This is a genomic window from Evansella sp. AB-rgal1 (assembly GCF_041820985.1).
GTDB lineage: Bacteria > Bacillota > Bacilli > Bacillales > Salisediminibacteriaceae > Evansella.
On record NZ_JBGUAU010000015.1, the window covers coordinates 63,312 to 83,187 of the forward strand.

General features: G+C 37.3%; 17 protein-coding genes and 3 riboswitches. Of the genes, 4 read left to right on the forward strand and 13 right to left on the reverse strand.

Annotated elements, in window-relative coordinates; genetic code table 11:
- Positions 1-5 precede the first annotated feature (5 nt).
- Together purK and purE are read right to left on the reverse strand one after the other, a co-directional pair.
- A complete protein-coding gene (purK, locus tag ACERII_RS14080; RefSeq protein WP_373643112.1) occupies positions 6-1,130 on the reverse strand; it encodes a 5-(carboxyamino)imidazole ribonucleotide synthase in 1,125 nt (374 codons plus the stop codon).
- Complete coding sequence (purE, locus tag ACERII_RS14085) at positions 1,127-1,612, reverse strand: 5-(carboxyamino)imidazole ribonucleotide mutase (protein WP_373643114.1); 486 nt, start codon at positions 1,610-1,612, stop codon at positions 1,127-1,129. Before purE ends, purK begins: the two co-directional genes overlap by 4 nt.
- 148 nt (positions 1,613-1,760) lie before the next feature.
- Positions 1,761-1,862: riboswitch (purine riboswitch) on the reverse strand.
- A 586-nt stretch (positions 1,863-2,448) separates the two neighbouring features.
- On the opposite strand from purE, the gene ACERII_RS14090 reads away from it, so the two are divergent.
- The 4 genes from ACERII_RS14090 (at position 2,449) to ACERII_RS14105 (ending at position 7,788) form a co-directional block, all read left to right on the forward strand.
- The gene (locus ACERII_RS14090) at positions 2,449-3,915 is read left to right on the forward strand and encodes an amidase family protein (RefSeq protein WP_373643115.1); all 1,467 of its coding nucleotides are present in this window, start codon (positions 2,449-2,451) and stop codon (positions 3,913-3,915) included.
- A gap of 150 nt (positions 3,916-4,065) precedes the next feature.
- Positions 4,066-5,580, forward strand: coding sequence for a spore germination protein (locus ACERII_RS14095; protein WP_373643116.1), 1,515 nt, complete (start codon positions 4,066-4,068; stop codon positions 5,578-5,580).
- Between the two features lie 4 nt (positions 5,581-5,584).
- Positions 5,585-6,679, forward strand: coding sequence for a GerAB/ArcD/ProY family transporter (locus tag ACERII_RS14100; RefSeq protein WP_373643117.1), 1,095 nt, complete (start codon positions 5,585-5,587; stop codon positions 6,677-6,679).
- The gene (locus tag ACERII_RS14105; protein ID WP_373643118.1) at positions 6,676-7,788 is read left to right on the forward strand and encodes a Ger(x)C family spore germination protein; all 1,113 of its coding nucleotides are present in this window, start codon (positions 6,676-6,678) and stop codon (positions 7,786-7,788) included. Before ACERII_RS14100 ends, ACERII_RS14105 begins: the two co-directional genes overlap by 4 nt.
- Before the next feature lie 77 nt (positions 7,789-7,865).
- Here ACERII_RS14105 and ACERII_RS14110 read toward each other — a convergent pair whose 3' ends face one another.
- The 11 genes from ACERII_RS14110 to ACERII_RS14160 form a co-directional block, all read right to left on the reverse strand.
- A complete protein-coding gene (locus ACERII_RS14110; protein ID WP_373643220.1) occupies positions 7,866-8,429 on the reverse strand; it encodes a nucleotidyltransferase family protein in 564 nt (187 codons plus the stop codon).
- A 91-nt stretch (positions 8,430-8,520) separates the two neighbouring features.
- A complete protein-coding gene (locus tag ACERII_RS14115) occupies positions 8,521-8,724 on the reverse strand; it encodes an NETI motif-containing protein (protein WP_373643119.1) in 204 nt (67 codons plus the stop codon).
- A gap of 4 nt (positions 8,725-8,728) precedes the next feature.
- Positions 8,729-9,268 carry a DUF2179 domain-containing protein gene (locus ACERII_RS14120; protein ID WP_373643120.1) on the reverse strand — a complete coding sequence of 180 codons (540 nt, stop codon included), beginning with the start codon at positions 9,266-9,268 and terminating at the stop codon, positions 8,729-8,731.
- 150 nt (positions 9,269-9,418) lie between these two features.
- On the reverse strand, positions 9,419-9,925 hold the full coding sequence (locus tag ACERII_RS14125) for an isoprenylcysteine carboxyl methyltransferase family protein (protein WP_373643122.1): 507 nt from the start codon (positions 9,923-9,925) through the stop codon (positions 9,419-9,421).
- A gap of 6 nt (positions 9,926-9,931) precedes the next feature.
- Entirely contained in the window at positions 9,932-11,017 is a 1,086-nt protein-coding gene (locus ACERII_RS14130; protein WP_373643123.1) for a type III polyketide synthase, read from the reverse strand.
- A gap of 127 nt (positions 11,018-11,144) precedes the next feature.
- A complete protein-coding gene (locus ACERII_RS14135; protein WP_373643125.1) occupies positions 11,145-11,312 on the reverse strand; it encodes a FeoB-associated Cys-rich membrane protein in 168 nt (55 codons plus the stop codon).
- 23 nt (positions 11,313-11,335) lie between these two features.
- Positions 11,336-13,330: a ferrous iron transport protein B gene (feoB, locus tag ACERII_RS14140; RefSeq protein WP_373643126.1), complete on the reverse strand. Its 1,995-nt coding sequence runs from the start codon at positions 13,328-13,330 to the stop codon at positions 11,336-11,338.
- The gene (locus ACERII_RS14145; protein WP_373643127.1) at positions 13,321-13,557 is read right to left on the reverse strand and encodes a FeoA family protein; all 237 of its coding nucleotides are present in this window, start codon (positions 13,555-13,557) and stop codon (positions 13,321-13,323) included. Before ACERII_RS14145 ends, feoB begins: the two co-directional genes overlap by 10 nt.
- A gap of 267 nt (positions 13,558-13,824) precedes the next feature.
- Positions 13,825-15,132, reverse strand: a complete 1,308-nt coding sequence (locus ACERII_RS14150) for an NCS2 family permease (protein ID WP_373643128.1) — start codon at positions 15,130-15,132, stop codon at positions 13,825-13,827.
- A 153-nt stretch (positions 15,133-15,285) separates the two neighbouring features.
- Positions 15,286-15,388: riboswitch (purine riboswitch) on the reverse strand.
- A 101-nt stretch (positions 15,389-15,489) separates the two neighbouring features.
- Positions 15,490-17,028 (reverse strand): glutamine-hydrolyzing GMP synthase, encoded by a 1,539-nt coding sequence (gene guaA / locus ACERII_RS14155; protein WP_373643131.1) that lies wholly within the window; start codon positions 17,026-17,028, stop codon positions 15,490-15,492.
- A gap of 394 nt (positions 17,029-17,422) precedes the next feature.
- Positions 17,423-17,524: riboswitch (purine riboswitch) on the reverse strand.
- Between the two features lie 63 nt (positions 17,525-17,587).
- Positions 17,588-19,876 carry a DUF4129 domain-containing transglutaminase family protein gene (locus tag ACERII_RS14160; protein ID WP_373643132.1) on the reverse strand — a complete coding sequence of 763 codons (2,289 nt, stop codon included), beginning with the start codon at positions 19,874-19,876 and terminating at the stop codon, positions 17,588-17,590.

Genomic DNA, 19,876 nt, shown 5'->3' on the forward strand with positions numbered 1-19,876 from the left:
TTAGCTTACTTCCAAATTGGTGATTGCTCTATTTTTTGTAATATATCATCAACAGTATTTCCGAGAACATTTACATGCCCCATTTTTCTACCTGTTTTTGCTTCCGCTTTTCCATATAAGTGAAGATGTGCACCTTCTAACTCCGTAATGTTCGATATAACACTAGGCATATGCTCTCCTAATATATTGACCATTACCACTGATTTTAGTAAATCGGTTTTACCAAGCGGCCAACCACAAACAGCCCGCACATGCTGATCAAACTGAGATGTTTCACAAGCGTTGATAGTGTAATGTCCAGAGTTATGTGGACGTGGTGCTAACTCATTTACATAGACGCGACCATCTGCGATAAACATCTCAACCGCTAACGTTCCTATTAAATGGAAGGAATCTGCTAGATGTTTTGCGATACGAATAGCTTCTACTTCTATTTCCTTCTCTACTCGTGCTGGTACGATTGTTTGATGTAGAATGTTATTTATATGGATATTTTCCGCAATAGGGAACGTTGTTGATTCTCCATGAACACTTCTTGTTACAATAACAGATACCTCTTTTTCAAAAGGGATCCATGCTTCGAGAACAAATGGTGCTTTATCTCCCATTTCAGTCCAGACATCGTGGAGCTCGGTATTTTGATTTATCACACGCTGCCCTTTTCCGTCATATCCACCTCGTGTTGTTTTCAAGACAGCTGGTAGACCTAATTTCTCCACTGCCATTTCCAGATCTTCTAATGAACGGATTTCTTGGTAAGGTACAACAGGAACTTCAAAGGATGTAATTGCTTTTTTTTCTAGTAAGCGATCCTGAGTAATAGATAAAAGATCACTTCCTTGTGGTAAGTATAAATTTTCTTCTAGCCATGTTGCTGTATGTGAATCGATGTTTTCAAATTCATATGTTAAAATATCACATTTTTCTGCTAATTGTTTTGCGGCTTCTAAATCATCGTAAGCCGCTTCTATTTGTATATCTGCAACCTGACCACAAGGAGAATCCGGTGTTGGTTCTAGTACTGCAATCCTGTACCCCATCTCTCTTGCGGATAATGCCATCATTCTACCAAGCTGTCCGCCACCAAGAATCCCAATTGTTTTGCCTGGCTCAATCCAACGACCACTCATAATAGCTCTCCGTTTTCCAATACATCTTTCCGTTTTGCTTCACGACGTTCTTCTAGTCTTTGTCTAATTTCCTTATCATGAACAGCTAATTGCTGTGCAGCTAATAGTGCCGCATTTATTGCTCCCGCTCTACCAATTGCCACAGTTGCTACTGGAACTCCAGCTGGCATTTGTACGATAGAAAGAAGGGAATCCATACCACTAAGCGCTTTTGATTGAACAGGAACACCGATCACTGGAACTTGCGTTTTCGCTGCAACCATTCCAGGTAAGTGAGCAGCTCCACCTGCACCTGCGATAATAACGTGTAATCCTCTTTCCTGTGCTGTCTCTGCATATTCAAACATGTAATCAGGAGTACGATGTGCGGAAACCACCTTTTTTTCATATGGAACTCCTAGCTCGTCTAAAGTTTCTGTCGTGTGTTTCATCGTTTCCCAATCCGATGTAGATCCCATGATAACTCCAACTTTTGGTGTCATGAAGCACCCTCCTTTTAAATAGAAAGAAAATTGAAACTAGTTTTTGTCATAAAAAAACGTGTCCTATTGCCATTTGAGGGGACAAAGGAGCACGTGTGAGTACATAACAATAGGCAGGTACTAGATTCATCTCAGCACCTTCCAATGTATACGTGTCAGTCACCCTCATAGTCTAATGATTTACGGTCATCAGGTAGAAACTTATGGGCCATATTCCCAAGATTATACGAGGTATGTTTTATCGTTTTCGCTAAATCTATCATAACAAGGTTAGAAATCAAAAGTCAACCAAATTTCGAACATTAAAGTGAATGAGTATTTTAATGTTCGTGTTTTACTGGAAAACAATTGGAGATTATCTTCCACATGTTCACATTTGTTTCTTTCACACGTACAGAAGGAGGTAGGGCGCTACTTGTGGATCCCGGAAAAATTACTTAGTTCTTTTTCTCCCTCTCGCTCCCGTTTACTCGTGGATTTAACCGTAGCCCTGGGTAGGCGCTACCACGGTAGTGCCTATAAACCGACCTAGTCACTTTCCTCTCTCATACTCTCGTTTTCTCACGGATTTAACCGTAGTCTCCGGTAGGCGCTACCGCCGTAGCGCATACAAAACGACCTAGTCAAAATCTCCCTCATACTCCCATTTGCTCACGGATTTAACCGTCATCCAGGGTAGGCACTACCGCGGTAGTGCCTATAAACCGACCTAGTTCAAAGATTGACCCCCCGCGGAATAAACGTAAGTTCTCCCTACAATAGGATGTAATTTTTTTACTTATCCCTACTATATTGATAAAATATACTATCTGTATATCCCGAAAGGATTGAAAACAATGGAAAATAAAAGATTACATGAACTTGCAGAAAACTGGTTAGTAGAAGCAACGATTGATGATATAAATGAAAAACTAAGTAACGGTCAAATTACTTCGCGAGACTTAGTGCTCATGTATTTACACCGCATCTCTTCCTATGATAATGGGGAAAATGCAGTGAATTCTGTTTTAGAAATCAACCCTGATGCTATTCATGTTGCAGAAGCTCTGGATGCCGAAAGAAAGAAATCAGGGGCTAGAGGTCCGCTTCATGGTATTCCTCTACTTATTAAAGATAACATTGCAACAGAAGACAAAATGCATACAAGCGCTGGATCTCTTGCGTTAGCCGATTCATACGCTAATGCAGATGCATTTTTAGTACAAAAATTACGTAAAGCTGGTGTTATCATTCTTGGGAAAACAAATATGACAGAGTGGGCGAACTTTATGGCTGAGTCAATGCCAACTGGATATAGTTCTCGAGGTGGGCAAGTTATCAATCCTTATGGAAAAGAATTTATGGTTGGTGGATCAAGTTCTGGCTCTGGAGCTTCTATCGCTAGTAACTTTGCAGCAGGTGCAATCGGTACAGAAACATCCGGATCCATTTTAAGTCCCGCCAGCCAAAACTCGTTAGTTGGAGTAAAGCCTACAGTAGGATTAATTAGCCGCACAGGGGTTATTCCTATTTCTCACACTCAAGATACTGCTGGTCCAATGACTCGAACAGTGAGGGATGCTGCACTATTACTTAATGCTTTAGTAGGTCCTGATGATAAAGATGCCGTTACAAAGACAAACACGAAATTACTTAACATAGATTTCACTTCATTTTTACAAAAAGATGGATTGAAAGGCACTAAAATTGGGGTTGCTAGAGAAGTTTACTTCGATTATTTATCTGATGAGAAAGCTTCAATTATGAACGAAGCAATTCAGCAGCTCGAGAAATTAGGTGCAGAAATAGTGGATGTTGTTATTCCTTCTACTAAGGAAAAATGGAACATCGATGTTTTAACGTATGAGTTTAAAGCTGGAGTAAATTCTTATTTAAAGGAGTTTACAGAAGGAATTAAAGTGAAATCCTTGGCTGATGTGGTTGCTTTTAACTTTCAGCAACCGAAAGCAATGCTGAAATACGGACAAAAAGTTTTACTAGAAAGTGAAAGTACATCTGGAACATTAACGGAAACAGCTTACTTGTCTAGTTTAGAGCACGATCAATATCATGCAAAGGAGAACGGCGTAGATGCTGCGCTGGAAGGATTAGATGCCTTAGTTTTCCCAAACAACTTTGGTGCAGGAATTCCTGCAAAAGCGGGTTATCCATCTGTAACGGTTCCAGCTGGGTATACTCAAGATGGTGAACCTATTGGGATCACATTTACGGGAACAGCTTATTCGGAAGACATACTCTTAAAGCTCGCATATGCGTTTGAACAAGGAACGAAGCATCGAGTAGCTCCAAAATTCAATATATAACTCAGGTTTCTGAAGAGTACTGGAGGATTTTCCAGTACTCTTTTTGTATGGAAAAATAGTGCTTTTTAACCAGCAATGTTGAATAAATATTACTTTGCTTACACAACCTATTCTTTATAATACAGAAACGTTTTTGATGAGGTGATAAGAGTGAATGTTTGGAAGTGGTATAAAAACATAGTCAAAAAAACAGTATCACCTGAAAAACAAAAATCGAAACCTCAGTATGAAATAAAAGAAAATGAACCTGTAACCCTCGAAAGTCTGAAGAGCAAGTTTCAAAACATAGATGATTTAATTATCAAAGAGATAAATGTAAATGATGAAAAAGCACTCCTAATTTATTTAAGTTCGCTGACAAACGCTAGTATGATACAAGAGTTAGTGTTAACTCCATTAAACTCAACTTCAGATAACATTCAACCTGAAAATGCAATTAAGCATAGCGCCACAGTAAATATGGGCGACTTAAATACATTAGTCTATAACATTATGAGTGGTTATACTATCCTATACTTTCTTAATCGAGAGTTCATATTAGAAATCGATACGTATAAAGTGGAAAATCGAAGTGTTGAATCTGCGGAAAATGAAACTACCGTTATGGGTCCTCAGGATTCTTTTAACGAATCGTTAACAACCAGTATTTCTTTGATAAAACAAAGAATTCGTTCTTTTAATCTCAAAACAAAAATAATGCAAATGGGAACAGAAACAAATGATGATGTTGCCATACTCTATATGGACAATATCGCAAACAACGAAAATGTGCAAAGAGTGATACGAAGGGTACAGAATATTGAATATCAAGGGTTTGTTAGCTTACCAATTTTAAAACAAATGCTTGAGGATAAACCCTTCTCTCCATTCCCTCAATTTGGGATAACAGTTCGAACAGATTATGCAACGGAAGCACTTTTAGATGGACGAATAATAGTGATGATCAATGGAAGTCCAGAGGCCGCAATATTGCCTGCTACTTTTTTTGAAATGTTTACTAGTACAGAAGATTATTATAACAGATGGTCCACAGCCACGTTATTACGTGCAATTAGGTTAGGTGGTTTTCTCATTTCCATACTCCTTACCTCCACCTATATATCTGTATTAACGTACCATCCTGAAATGCTTCCTCCTACATTACTAACAATGCTTTCAGAGTCGAGAACACAAGTACCTTTCCCACCACTTTTAGAGGTACTGATTATTGAATTAGTAATTGAAATTTTAAGAGAAGCTGGGTCACGAATGCCTACGAAGATCGGGCAAACGATTGGTATCGTTGGTGGTATCGTAATTGGGCAAGCAGCTGTAGAAGCAGGACTTACTAGTAATGTATTAATAGTACTAGTTGCGACATCTGCTTTATTATCCTTTTTACCTCCTAACTTTTTAATGAGTAATGCAGTTCGTCTTGTTCGCTACGGATTTATAATTGCAGGAGGAACACTTGGGATGTTTGGGCAATTTGTATTTTTAGCTTGGCTCATGAATCATCTATTAAATCTCACGTCTTTGGGGTCTCCTTACATGACTCCCTTCGTACCTAGAAAGTGGACTGATTTATTTAATAGCGTTCTACGTGCTCCCATCAATTTCATGGTCACTCGGGCAGGCATTTCAAGAGCGAAAAAGCAATTAACAAGACCATTAGACGAGGAGTAATACTATGGATAAGGGGAAGATAAAAAAGTTAAATAAATATCATGTAATCTTCTTAGTCGATAAGAGTATTGCCGGTATAGCTCTCTTTTCCTTACCATATTTTTTAAGACATGTGGGCGTTAATATGTGGATGGTTCTGCTAATGTTCGGGATTTTAGCAACTCTTTTACTTTATCCTATGGTTCAGTTATGTAAAAAATATCCGAATCATTCATTGTTTGTAATGAATGAAAAACTGCTAGGGAAATATATCGGCAAGTTATTAAATTTTTTTATCTTAATTTACGTTACCTTGCAAGTTGCTAACGAAAGTAAATTCTATGTTCGTCTCGTACAGGCTATAACATTGCCAGACTTTACAATTACACCGATAACATTAGCTTTGTTTTTTGTAATGACTATGATAGTCAACGGGGGAATCAAATCTATTGCTCGCTTTTGTATATTAGCTTGGTTTTTAACTATGTGGTTGGGTTATTACAGCTACTGGGCATTCTCCGATGCGAATTTTCTTCATTTAGTCCCTAGATTTGATAAAAGCTTACAAGATTGGGGATTAGCTTTTTTTGAGGGTTCTCAACTCATGCTTGGATTCGCATTAATTATGTTTTTCTTTCCTTACATCCAAAATCAAAAAAAATCGTTTAAGCATGCAACAATAGGTATCTGGATAGGTATAGTACTTATGCTTTTAATTTCCGTCGCCAGTATTGTTTACTTCTCAGAATGGCAAATAGAAAACTTGTTATACCCGTTACTGAACTTGTTTCAAGCTGTAGAATTATCTAATGTTGAACGAATTGAAACGTTCGGTATTAGCATCTATGTCCTAAGTACTCTAGCAAAGGCTTCATTGCTATTGTGGGTTGCCAAAAAAGGAGTGGATGCATTGTTCAGTAAACATAAAAACAAAACGAGACACTTATACTTAATGACTGGTATTTGTTTATTTATCGTGCTTGGGCCCATCCCTATTCGTTATCAAAAAATAATGTACGAGGAATGGATCATTTACGGTGGGTACTGTCTTATTTCGTTACCTATTCTGTTACTATTTATTCACAAGATTAGGAATAGAAAGGAAGCTTCGACTCAATGAAAAAATCAATCTTTTTCCTACTCCGTTTTAGTTTCTTTTTCCTACTTGTAGGATGTGCAGAATTCGATCAACCTTCTATCGAAAATTACGGAATGGTTGGCGTAATGGGCTTTGATATTAGTGAAGACGAAAAATTAAAAATAACTGTAGCCTTACCACAAGCAGAGAAGAATACTGAAAAAATTTCTCAAATTATTACTGTCGATGTTGATTCCCCTCATCGCTCCATTATGGAAGCTTCTACTGAATCAGAGAAATTATTGTCTACTGCCCAGTTGCGAGTTATTTTATTTAGTGAGGAATTTGCCAGAGAAGTCGGGGTTTGGGAAGTATTAGATAACTTATATCGTGATCCTAGGGTAGGAACTAACTCATTCATCGCGATTGTTAAAGGCTCTGTGGAAGAAATGGTAAAAAAAGAGTATCCAGACAAACCAGATATTAATCGTTATTTAAACCAACTCTTACAACCTAGAACTATCACTGCATTTAGTCCTTTCACGACCATTCATCATTTTATTCGCCATGTAACAAGCCAAGTATCTGATGCGATTTGTCCGTATTTAGAAAATGTAGATGGAGCAATTAAACTTACAAAGGTTGCCATTTTTGAAGGAAGTAAAATGGTGTCAACCATTGAAAGAGAAGATGCGAAAATCGTTGAGAGTATTAAACGCAATCGAAAAACAGCAGATATCTCCTATACATTACCTGGAGATGACGGTGAAGAAGAAGAAACAATAGTATTAAACTTCATTCGCTCTAAAAGAAATATAAAAACGAATGGGGATCCAAATAATCCAGAAGTTTTTATCTATTTTTATATTACTGGCTCTGTAGTTGATTATACAGGTAATAAAAACATCTCTAAACAAGAAGAAAGAGACGAAATTGAGAAAAAATTGAGTAAAGAAATTGAAGATTCTTTATTGCGATCTCTCTACCATTTTCAGGAACTTGGAGTAGATCCGATGGGGATCGGAGACTACTTTAGACTAAAGGTTCAAACTAAGGATTGGACTAAAGAATATTGGACAGACATATTAAAACGGACGACGTTTACTGTTCATGTAGAACCTAGGATAACTTCTACTGGTACGTTACGTTAATTACAAAAGCGACCAGTTGAATACCCAATCTGGCCTCATTCGAAGTAAACGAATGAGGCTGTTTGGTACTTTTCTATTTATGTGATTACAAGTTTATTCCAGTGTTTTTCCCACCTCTTGCTCGTTACCCTTTTTCGGTATACATGATGAAGAGGTTTATCTGGGGTGTAATCAGGTGTTGGCATTACGATCATATTAACAACATCTCGAACTCCCCATGGAGCAGTTAATTGAACATCTTTCGTAGTTGATAAAGTTACACCTAACGCGGTCACCGTCTCTGGAAATTTTGATATTCCTTCTACGGAGGAAGTGTAAGTCGGAAAATTGTTGACGAGGTGCATTCTTGCTTGATTCTTTACGGACCATGGAACAGTATAATCCAGTTTTCGCAACTGATTTTCAAGACTTTTCTCCGTACTTTCTTCTACATCCTCAGGGTCAAAATAAATGACATCCACATCCCCTAAGGGTGTTCTTTCTTCGAATTCATGAAGAATGTCCCATATTTTTGAACGAACAAACCCTGCGCAAATCCACCAGTCAGGTAATTGCAGGGTACGAACTGCACGCAGGCAATGCATCATCCATTCGTCTGATTGGATAACACGAATGATATCTTCTTCTGTGTTTATTTTCATTTCAGACATAAACTCCTCTTCCTAAAAAAATTCACAAAATTGTCCAGTCCCAGGTCCCTGAACTTTTTGTGAATTTTTTATCTGTATTTCTTTAGTCTTTTATGAGCTTTCCTTCGAAGATGATTTGTTGTTTAGCTACTTCTACATCTGTTTTTCCATTTTTCTTTATTTCTTTTAGAATGGGTTGCTCCATTCTACGCACTGGCATGTAGCCCTCTTTTTTCATTCTGTTAAGGCATTCGTCGATAGATTCCCCTTCTTCTACATAGAACTTCTGTTTTGTCTTTTGTGCCATATACCTACCTTCGCACTCCTTTCACCCAGAACCCTCCAAAGAATGCCTTTGTTTCATGGGAAATGATAAACGCACCTGGGTCCAATTCTTTGACTGTTTTATATAGAAGAGCTTCTGATTTACGAGATGTTAATATTTCCATCATCAATCGTTCACCTTCGCGTCCATATGCAACCCAGTTTGTTACCCCATACCCTTTATCTCGTAGGGCATTTGGAATGTCTGGCTCATATTCTTTTGTTATTACATTCACAGTTATATAACCTAATGCAAGTTTATCCTCTATCTTCATTCCTACTAACACACCTGTTGCATAACCAATGGCATAGGCTATCAGATTCTCTATTTGACTCAAATTATCTAATACAAGACCTAATCCAACAATGTAAATAATTACTTCAATAATACTAATTGAAGCCGCAGAATACCTTTGTCCTTTTAAAGTAAAAATCATTCGTAATGTAAATAGTGTAACGTACACAATATTAATTACAAGGATGATCACGATCATTCCTATTGCATTATCTAAAATCGCACTAATCATCTATTTCTCCTCCTTATTAAACAGAAAAAAGAGCATCGGATGAAATATCCTAAATGTCTCTTTCACTAAGTCGTATAGTACTTTTAAACATGTATTCTATTTTAGACCTTTCCGCAGAAAAAGAAAATAGATTATCATAAAAACACTAAATTAAACTAACTTTAATGCTTCTTCCTCTTTAGGTATTCGTATGAACAATAGAAATAATGCGTTTAATACTGAAAAAACAATTAATGTTGTATAGGCTTGAAATAATAGAGGCACAACAATAAATTCAGCCGCTACAATCAAATAGTTTGGATGCTTAACCCATTGATATGGCCCTTTCCTTACAAGATCTTCTCCTGGGAGAATGATAATCTTTGTGTTCCAGAACCTCCCTAACGATTGAATAACCCAAACACGAGTCAACTGCACGAACAAGAAGACAGCTAACAAGAGGGGCCAGTAGTATATTAGTCCTCTTCCCTTTAACAGAACCTCCAATATTAAAGCGAAGAAAAAGCCACTATGAAGGAGAACGATAAATGGATAATGCTTTTCCCCATATTCTTTCCCACCTTGTGCAAGCATCCATTGTTCATTTTTTCTCGCTACTACTAGCTCTCCTAGTCTTTGCATAATAATAAATCCAATAAGAATCCAAAAAAACATCATTTATCGTTACCTCCATTCCACTAATAGTAACTCAGAGCTAAACCCTGGTCCAAGTGCAGCAATCATGCCTACTTCACCTTTTTTAGGATGTATTCCCATTGTCTCTTTTAACACATACATTACTGTTGGAGAAGACATATTCCCGTTTTCTATAAGCACATTCCGTGAAATAGATGTTACATCAGATGAGAATCCTAGTGATGCTTCATACGCCTGCAACACTTTTTTTCCACCAGGATGAGCAACAAAATGTTGGATGCTATCAATTCCTAGACTGGATCGTTGGAGAAATTCATCTACATTTGGTTTAAGCCATTTCTCAATGATAGTGGGAATATCTCTTGAAAAAATAACATGAAGCCCATCGTCTTGAATATCCCATCCCATTACATTCTCTGAATTTGGCATAAGTGTGGATTGCGTGTCTAATATATATGGAACAAAAACGTTAACGAGTTTATCATCAACCATTACTTCATCTCCAACCACAAGACTACATGCGACACCATCTGCAAACAAAGAGGTTCCTACAAGGTTACTTTTTCGTGAATCATTTCGTTGAAAGGTGATACTGCAAAGTTCTATACATAGAACTAGCACTTTTGCATTAGGAAAAGCTCTGCAATATTCATATGCCCTACTAAGTCCAGCTGCACCTCCAGCACATCCTAGCCCCCATAACGGAATACGCTTCGTATGAGAAGAGAAAGGAAGTTTGTTCATAATTCTGGCATCTATCGTAGGGGTAGCTAACCCTGAACTAGTGACAAAAATAATTGCATCAATCTCTTCTTCCTGAACCGTTCTGCTAAGTGCCTCATTATCTAAGCATCTTTTCACGGCTTCTGTACCTAATCTTACAGACTCTTGAATAAACAGTGTATTTTTCTCTTCAAAGAAGTGCTCCGTTTCGAACCATTCCTTCGGTACAACGAAGTTACGTTTTTCTATTTGTCCATTATTGAAAATAGATAATAGCTTATCAATATTAGGATAACGGTCTTTAAATAACCCTTTCACCACTTGTTCTGTTTCCTTTTGTGTAATTTCGTATGGTGGCTTACATGTACTTACTGATACTATCGCTGGCACAACTTACTCCTCCAAATAAATGACTTCCAATCATTAACAATAGGATGTGTAAATTGGCCGTATTTCATCCATTTTTTGTGACAAAAAATAGGATCATACCAAGGAAATCGGTATGATCACATTAAGGCTAACTACTCTTTTTATCAACCCCACTACAACAATCCGTAACAATGGAGCACTCTTTATTCACATCACATTTTGCGCATTTACCCTCTTTACTTTTTTCGATATGTTTATAGAATGCATATCCTGCATATCCAAAAATAAGTATGCCAAGTATCCAACTCGCTATCATTTAGCTCCCTCCATTCAGGTGAATTATCCAATAAATCTACTCCCTATTTGATAGACGATACATGATAAGACATAAGCAATAATAAGCGCATAACCCATACTAAAAAAGGTTATCTTTTTTGAACCAGACTCTTTATTAATAACTGCTACAGTTGCTAGACACGGAATATATAGTAAGATAAAGACCATGAAGCTATAGGCCGCTGCTGGTGTGAATGCGTCTGCTAAAACTGTTTGCATCGAAGCTTCCGGAACAGCGTAGATGATCGCCATCGTTGCAACCACTACTTCTTTCGCAATAAAACCAGTTAGTAAAGCTGCACCAGCTTGCCATGTACCAAAACCAAGTGGTTCAAAAACAGGGGCAACGAAGCCACCTATCATAGCTAGAAAACTGTCATCCATAGAAACACCAAGTCCACTTGGCCCCGCATATGATAAAAACCATATAAAAACGGACCCTGCAAAGATAAATGTACCTGCTTTTCGTAAAAAACCTTTTCCTTTATCCCACGTACTTCTCCACAGCGTCATCCATTGTGGGAGTCGATATGGCGGTAGCTCCATGATGAAAAACGAAGTTTCTTCTTTTAGTAAGGTTTTTGAAAATAATTTTGCAAGTAACATCGCTAATACAACACCCAATATATAAAGTGATAAAACGATTGCCGCTTGCTGTTGGGCAAAAAACGCTGCAATGAATAGGGCATATACAGGTAGTCGTGCAGAACATGACATCAATGGCGTTAATAAAATGGTTAATAACCGTTCCTTCGGTTGTTCAATTGTTCTGGCTGCCATCACACCTGGTACATTACAACCGAATCCAATGATCATCGGGATAAAAGCTTTTCCATTCAAGCCAATAGATTGCATGATTCTATCCATCACGGTAGCCACTCTTGCCATATATCCCGAATCCTCTAATAAAGAGATAAAGAAAAATAGAATAAAAATTTGCGGAACAAATACTAATACACCACCGACTCCCGTAACGATCCCGTCCATTACTAGGGATTCTATGAAAGCCGTCGACCCAATTCCTGTAAGAATGACCTCGAGCATATTCGTTAATGGACCTGAAAAGAAATCATCTAGCATATCTGATAATGGAAAACCCAACCAATTAAAAGTTAGCATGAACATGAGATACATAAGTGCGATAAATAGCGGTATACCTAAAAATCTATGTGTAACAATCTCATCGATTTTTTCAGATAGCACCTTTTCACTCTTCACATCTAATACCATACAATCGTTTAATAATGCTTCGATATAATTATTGCGCGTACGATAAATCCATTGATGTAATGTGGTATTTTCTTCCTCAAGTAACGCTGCTTCTACCTCTGAACTAATGCTAGTTAACAATTGATGGTCAACATATTTAGAGATATATTCTCTTACGATAGGATTTCCTTCTAAACACTGAATCGCTAGCCATCTTGTATTATGAGTTTGCTTTTTTAATAAACTTTCTAATTTTGCAATTCCCTTTTCAATTTGAGGACCATAATTAAGTGGAAGTGGGGTAATCGCTTTTATATTCCCCTCATTATAATAGTTTTCTATCACATTTATCCCCTTGCTGTTTCGAGCAATAATTGGAAAAACAGGCGTATGTAGTTTTTCAGCAAGTTTCGTCTCATCCAAAACTAACCCACGATGTTTTGCTACATCAACCATATTTAATCCAATGATCACAGGCTTACCATATTCCAAAAGCTGAATGGTTAACTGTAAATTTCGTTTTATCTGTGATGCATCAACAATATTTAACACTTGTTCAAAGTCTTCATTAATTAGAAACGAAGAGACTACTGTTTCATCTTTCGAAATAGGATTTAGTGTATACACACCTGGCAAATCGATTATATGTCCAGGTGAATTCCGCAATTTTCCTACCTTCTTTTCAACCGTTACACCGCTCCAATTTCCAACATATTCGTAAGAACCTGTTAATGCATTGAACAAGGATGTTTTTCCTGTATTCGGATTTCCAAATAAAGCTATTTGCATGGGAGTACCTCCACTTCAATGGAACTAGCTTCCGATTTCCTTAAGCTTACACACTGTTCATCACATGAAATCATACAAGGTCCACCAAATGGCAATTTGTTTTGGAGACACACCTCACTATTTTCGAAAATACCTAAGTGATGCAATCGTTTCTGAATTAACTCTTGGCAACCAGATATATTTTTCACCAATGCTCTTTGACCTTTCGCAAGTTCAACAAGTCGCATAGAACTTCTCCCCTTCACTAATTGAAAATAGTTCTCAATTCTGATTTGATTATAGATTGAGAATTGTTCTCAAGTAAATATAGGAAGCAGATAATTCACACAATGTTCTTTGACACTATTTTTGAACACTTATTTATAAGAAGGTACCTATTAAGGTGATAGCTCAATCTTTCACTTCACGCTCTTTTTTGCTCTCTCATCTGTATATACGCCGCTCGAACAGAAAAAAACACCCCCTCATTCCTGAGAGAGTGTTCCAAAGTTTTATTAATGGAAGATGAAGTAAAGTACAAACACTGGAACTAATCCGTACATAATCGGGTGTACTTCTTTCGCTCTTCCTGTACATACCATTGTAATTGGATAGAAGATAAAACCTAATGCGATACCTGTTGCGATACTATATGTTAATGGCATAGCGATCACAGTTAAGAAAGCTGGCACTGCAATCTCAAACCTTTTCCACTCAATATTGCCTAGTGTACCAGCCATTAAAATACCTACGATAATTAACGCTGGAGCAGTAACTGCTTCTGTAACAACTGTTAATAATGGTGAGAATAACAATGCTACAAGGAATAAAAGCCCCGTTACTACTGATGCAAAACCAGATCTTGCTCCTGCTGCGATACCAGATGAAGATTCAATATAAGCAGTTGTTGTTGATGTACCTAAAACAGCACCAATTACTGTCGCAGAAGAGTCTGAGATTAATGCTTTTTGTGCTCTTGGAAGCTTGTTATCCTTAACAAAACCAGCTTGGTTTGCTACTGCATAAAGTGTTCCTGCTGTATCAAAGAAGTCTACGAATAAGAACGTCAGAATAACAATGATTAAGTTTAATGTAAAAATTTCACTAAGAGATTGTTCGAAAAATGGTAGTAAAAATTTACCGAAAGTCGGTTCTAAACTTGGAATAGCACCAATTGGGCTTCCAGGTAGCTCAATTAGCCCAACAACAATACCTGCGATTGCTGTGATAATCATTCCGTAGAAAATACCACCGCGAAGACCTTTCGCCATTAAAATTACAGTTACAAATACACCGAAAATTGCTAAAAGTGTCGTTCCTTGAGTGAAGTCACCTAACGTTACTGCCGTTGCCGGTGTCGCTTCTACTATTCCCGCCCCTTGAAGACCGATAAAAGCAATAAATAATCCGATACCAGCTGCAGCTGCATATTTTAACTCTGCCGGAATCGCATTAATAATGATTTCTCGAATACCTACAACCGTAATAATGATAAAGATTACCCCAGAAATGAAAACACCTAGTAGTGCTGTTTGCCAAGGGATACCTAATCCTAGTACGACAGAGAATGTAAAAAACGCATTTAATCCCATTCCAGGCGCAAGTGCAATTGGATATTTCGCATAAACACCCATGATGATTGTACCGATCGCAGCTGCTAAAGCAGTCGCTACGAATACCGCATCTGGGTCCATACCTGATTGTCCTAAATAATATGGGTTAACGAACAAAATGTAAGCCATAGCTAAAAATGTTGTTAAACCACCCATAGCTTCACGTTTGTAATTCGTACCTAATTCATTAAATTGGAAATACTTTTGCATGTACAAACACTCCTCTTTTTTTAGTATTTTTGCCAAAAATAAAGCTCTAAGTCACTTCTGGACCAGAGCTTAAAGAGTAAATGTTTAACTAAAACGATTTTTACCAAAAGAAAAGAGGAAGAAAAATAAATAAATTCAAGAAACATTCTCCACTTTTTGGTATTCATCATTCGTAGTCAAGCCATTTTACGGTAGCTCGGTAGAAACTTACGGGCCTTATTCCCGAAATTATACGAACATTCAGCACTAATACTTTATTACTACGTTCAGTTTATCAACCAAATGATAAGCTGTCAATAAAAAATACGAATATTATCTTCAAAAAGAAGAATAATATTCGTATTTTACAATTCTTTACTATTCCCACTCGATTGTGGAAGGTGGCTTAGACGTAATATCATACACTACGCGATTTACGTGTTTCACTTCATTTACAATTCTTGTTGAGATAATTTCTAATACTTCATACGGGATTCTAGCCCAGTCAGATGTCATTCCATCGATAGAAGTTACAGCTCTAATACCAACTGTATAATCATACGTTCTTGCATCCCCCATTACTCCTACACTTCTCATATCAGGTAGCGCTGTGAAGTATTGCCAAATTTCTCGTTCTAGTCCTGCTTTTTTGATTTCATCACGAAGGATAGCATCCGATTCACGAACGATTTCCAACTTTTCTTCCGTGATTGCTCCAAGAACACGAATTCCAAGTCCAGGACCTGGAAACGGTTGTCTCCAAACGATTTCATCAGGTAAACCTAGTTCTGTTCCAACTTCACGGACTTCATCCTTAAACAACGTATTTAATGGTTCAATCAATGTAAAATTCATATCTTCTGGTAGTCCACCAACATTGTGGTGAGATTTAATTGTTTGAGCTGTATCTGTACCACTCTCAATAATATCGGTGTACAAAGTACCTTGAGCTAAGAAATCAACATCCTTTAATTTCCCTGCTTCTTCTTCAAAAACATAGATAAACTCATTTCCAATAATTTTACGTTTTTGCTCTGGATCTTTTACTCCCTCAAGTTTTGAGAGAAAACGCTCTTGAGCATCAATTTTAATAACATTCATATCAAAACCTTCAGAGAAAGTTTTCATAACACTTTCCGCTTCATTTTTACGAAGAAGTCCGTGGTCAATAAACATACAAATTAACTGATCACCAATCGCCTTATGAATTAGGGCTGCTACTACGGAAGAATCCACTCCACCACTTAATGCACAAAGTACTTTCTTATCTCCAACTAATTCACGTACTTTGTCTATCTCCATATCAATGAAGTTTTCCATGGACCAATTCCCATGACATTCGCAGATGTTAAAAACAAAATTCTTTAGCATTTCATTTCCAAATTCAGAGTGTCGTACTTCTGGATGGAATTGAACTCCGTATAACTTACGGCTTTCATCACTCATTGCCGCTACAGGACATGATACATTCGTTGCATCTACTGTAAATCCAGCTGGAGGAGCTACTACTAAATCACCATGGCTCATCCATACTGACTGTTTGTCCTCTAATCCATCATATAACTTTGATTTATTTTCTACGGAAATGATTGCTTTTCCATATTCGCGATGGTTTGCCGCCTCTACTTTCCCTTTAAAATGGTGTGTCATAAGCTGCATACCATAGCAAATACCAAGTACAGGAATTCCTAAATCAAAGATCCCTTCATCACAACGTGGTGCATTGTCCGCATAAACACTATTTGGTCCACCAGAGAAAATGATTCCACTAGGGTTCATTTCTTTTAATTCTTCGATCGTAATCTTATGGGAATGAAGTTCACTGTATACTCCAAGATCACGAATTCTTCTTGCAATCAGTTGATTGTATTGTCCACCAAAATCTAAGACGATAATCTTTTCCTTAATTTCTTGCATGTTCATCCACCTTTACATTCGTCTTTTATCTTACACTTAATCTTTGCATCTAATCATATCATCATTCTAAAAAAAATATAAATGGTCTACCCTGAAAATACGTGTATCTGACTATCGAGTGATACTAATTTTGTTGGTAGTTATTCCATTCACTTCAGTCTGCACCTTTCCTGTGGGGAGTTACCGAGCCTCCTCCGCGACTTCGTCGCTACGGTGTCTCGCCCCTACTCTGCTTCCCACTGGAGTTCGTGGACCTCCTCTAATTACATACTCTAAGCTACTAACAATCAGCCTATTTCAGAGATATGATGTCCAGTTATTTTCAATTTGGCAATAAAAAAACTAGAAAATCTCCTTCGTGTATACACGAAGGCAGAATTTCTAGTTAGTTTTAATAAGAAACAACTACCTTCATAGTCAAGCAATTTACGGCAGCTTGGTAGAGACTCTTAGGCCATATTCCTAAATATATATGAGGTCATTATATTTTTTTAGAAGAGTTTTGTTCGTACAGTAATTCTAAACAACGGATTCATTTTATCAATACGTATACAAGTGGTCAAGAGTTTATTGTTTTTACTAACTCTTCCCAATCTTTACGCTGTTGCTCCCACTCTCCATTTGCAACTCTTCCTCCATAATATAACGATTCATACGTTTTCGTTAATTGAGACATAGACAAGGAATTAAACATTCTGTCTACCCTCAAGGCATACTCACGTAAAGTTTCTCCTTCTGCCCTTGGCATACCTTCATTTCTTAAAATCCAAAGAAGGCGTTCATAAGCTGAAGTAAAGTACTCATCTTTTCCAAGTATTCTGTACTTGAGTAAAAAATAACTATTCTGCAGTCGATTTTGTCTACTATAAACTATAACAACTAGTAAAAGAACAGTTATGGAAATCAAAATATACTTAAACGTGAACATTGTCGCAATTCGACTTTCTGAATCACCACCAGTAGTTCCACCTGCACCAACACCTGAATCATCAAAGTCTTCCTCAAAAGGAGGCATCAAGTAGTCCACATCACTTTGACTATCTTCCTCGTCTTCACTATAGTACGGATCTTCTGAATCAGATTCAGAAAGTTCCCCTTCTTCTTCATAAAAATCGATGTTATTACTAAAACCTTGAGTAGGTTCAAAAGGAACCCACCCTACTTCAGGGAAATACACTTCTACCCATGAATGGGCGTTACTATTTTTTATTTCGAATACCTTGACCCCATCAGCTAACTCCTCTACTTCCTCACCAGAAGTAAAGCCTTTCACCCACCGCGTCGGGATATCAACAGCTCTCAATAATACAGCCATTGCTGTGGAATAATTATCACAATAGCCATATTGTGTTTCGAATAAGAACTGATCTACGTAATCCTGACCATCTTCTGGAATCGGAACATTAGATGTACGGTATTCAAAATCGTTTTGTGAAAAATATTTTTCTACTGCAACAACTCGATCATAACGGTTATCTAATCCAGCAACAATTTCTTCCGCCAACTCAACAACTCGGTCTGGTAAATCGTCCGGTAGTTGCAAATAAATATCTAGTATACTTTCTGGATCATCTTCTGAATCTGCCATTAAATCATTTAAATTAAATCTCGGGTGATCGAATGCAAGGTCATAGTTTCTTAACAAAACATCCTCGTTCCCATCATTCGTGGTAGCACTTATTCTTCCCCCAACAATATCAGTGAAAAAAGTTAAAAGGGAGGAATCTGTTTCACTTTGTCCGTTTACTTCATACACTAAAGAGTCTGTATTCAAAGAGGATAACTGACCAGGATAAAATATGTTTCGGAATCCTACACCTTCGTCCATAGAAATCGTAACATGTCTGTTTTCTACCTCTACTCGATTTCGATACATATAATAATCCACCACTTCTTCAAAGATGGATGTAGACTCCCTCAGAACTGGATCATTTGTCCAACCAGCACCTGTATATTCATGTTTCGATTCTCCTCGCCAATAGAAAGCTTCTTCTGTTTGAGCGAAAAAAACAGTAGAGTGATCTTGTTGAAACCCTCCGCCAAGTATCTCATCATTTTCTCCATAACCTACACGTCGATTACCAGTTCCTGTCCCCGCTCCTGTTTGTCCTAATACATATTCCCGAAAGGCTGGTACTGGATCTCCCCACTGTGGATCATGCTTCGGTGCAGCATAACCTACTGATGTTGCAATCAAAATCATAAAAATAAGTGTGTACATCCAAGCAGGGGATATAAAAGCAGCGCCTTTCCTCCCGATTACCTTTTCTTCCTCTTGAATTTTTAACACATGTAATAATGACATCATAAAAAATCCAATGACTACAATTCTAATAATTGCCATAGAAGCGTCGACAACAGTAAAAGTATCAAGAACTGTAATATAAATTACTGTCGCTAAAAGAAAGAAAAAGATTCTTTTTGAATGAAAAATCCAAAAATATAGTAGATAACAGATTAACGCTAGGAGTAAAAATAGTAAAAATGTTCGGAACGTATTCGTTAAAGAACCCAGCTCCCATGTAAAAACAAGCCCCATATTATAAATAAGGTCCGACACGAAAGATGCAAATGTCTCCCAACCACCTTCTCTACTAAAGAAAAACTCTTTCGTAAAGATATAGTTCAATCCGAAAATACTCCCCACAAAAAGCAAGGGAATCATGTACATTACTCTCATCCTTATAAAAATGAGAACGGAACTAAAGAAAGCAAACCATACAAAAACTTGAATATTACCGGTATTTGTAACAATTGGGATTGGACGTAACCATTCCCATAAGATGAGAAAGGCTAATGCATAAATAAATAGATGTGTTATTGAATTTTTATCCATCATTTGTTTCAT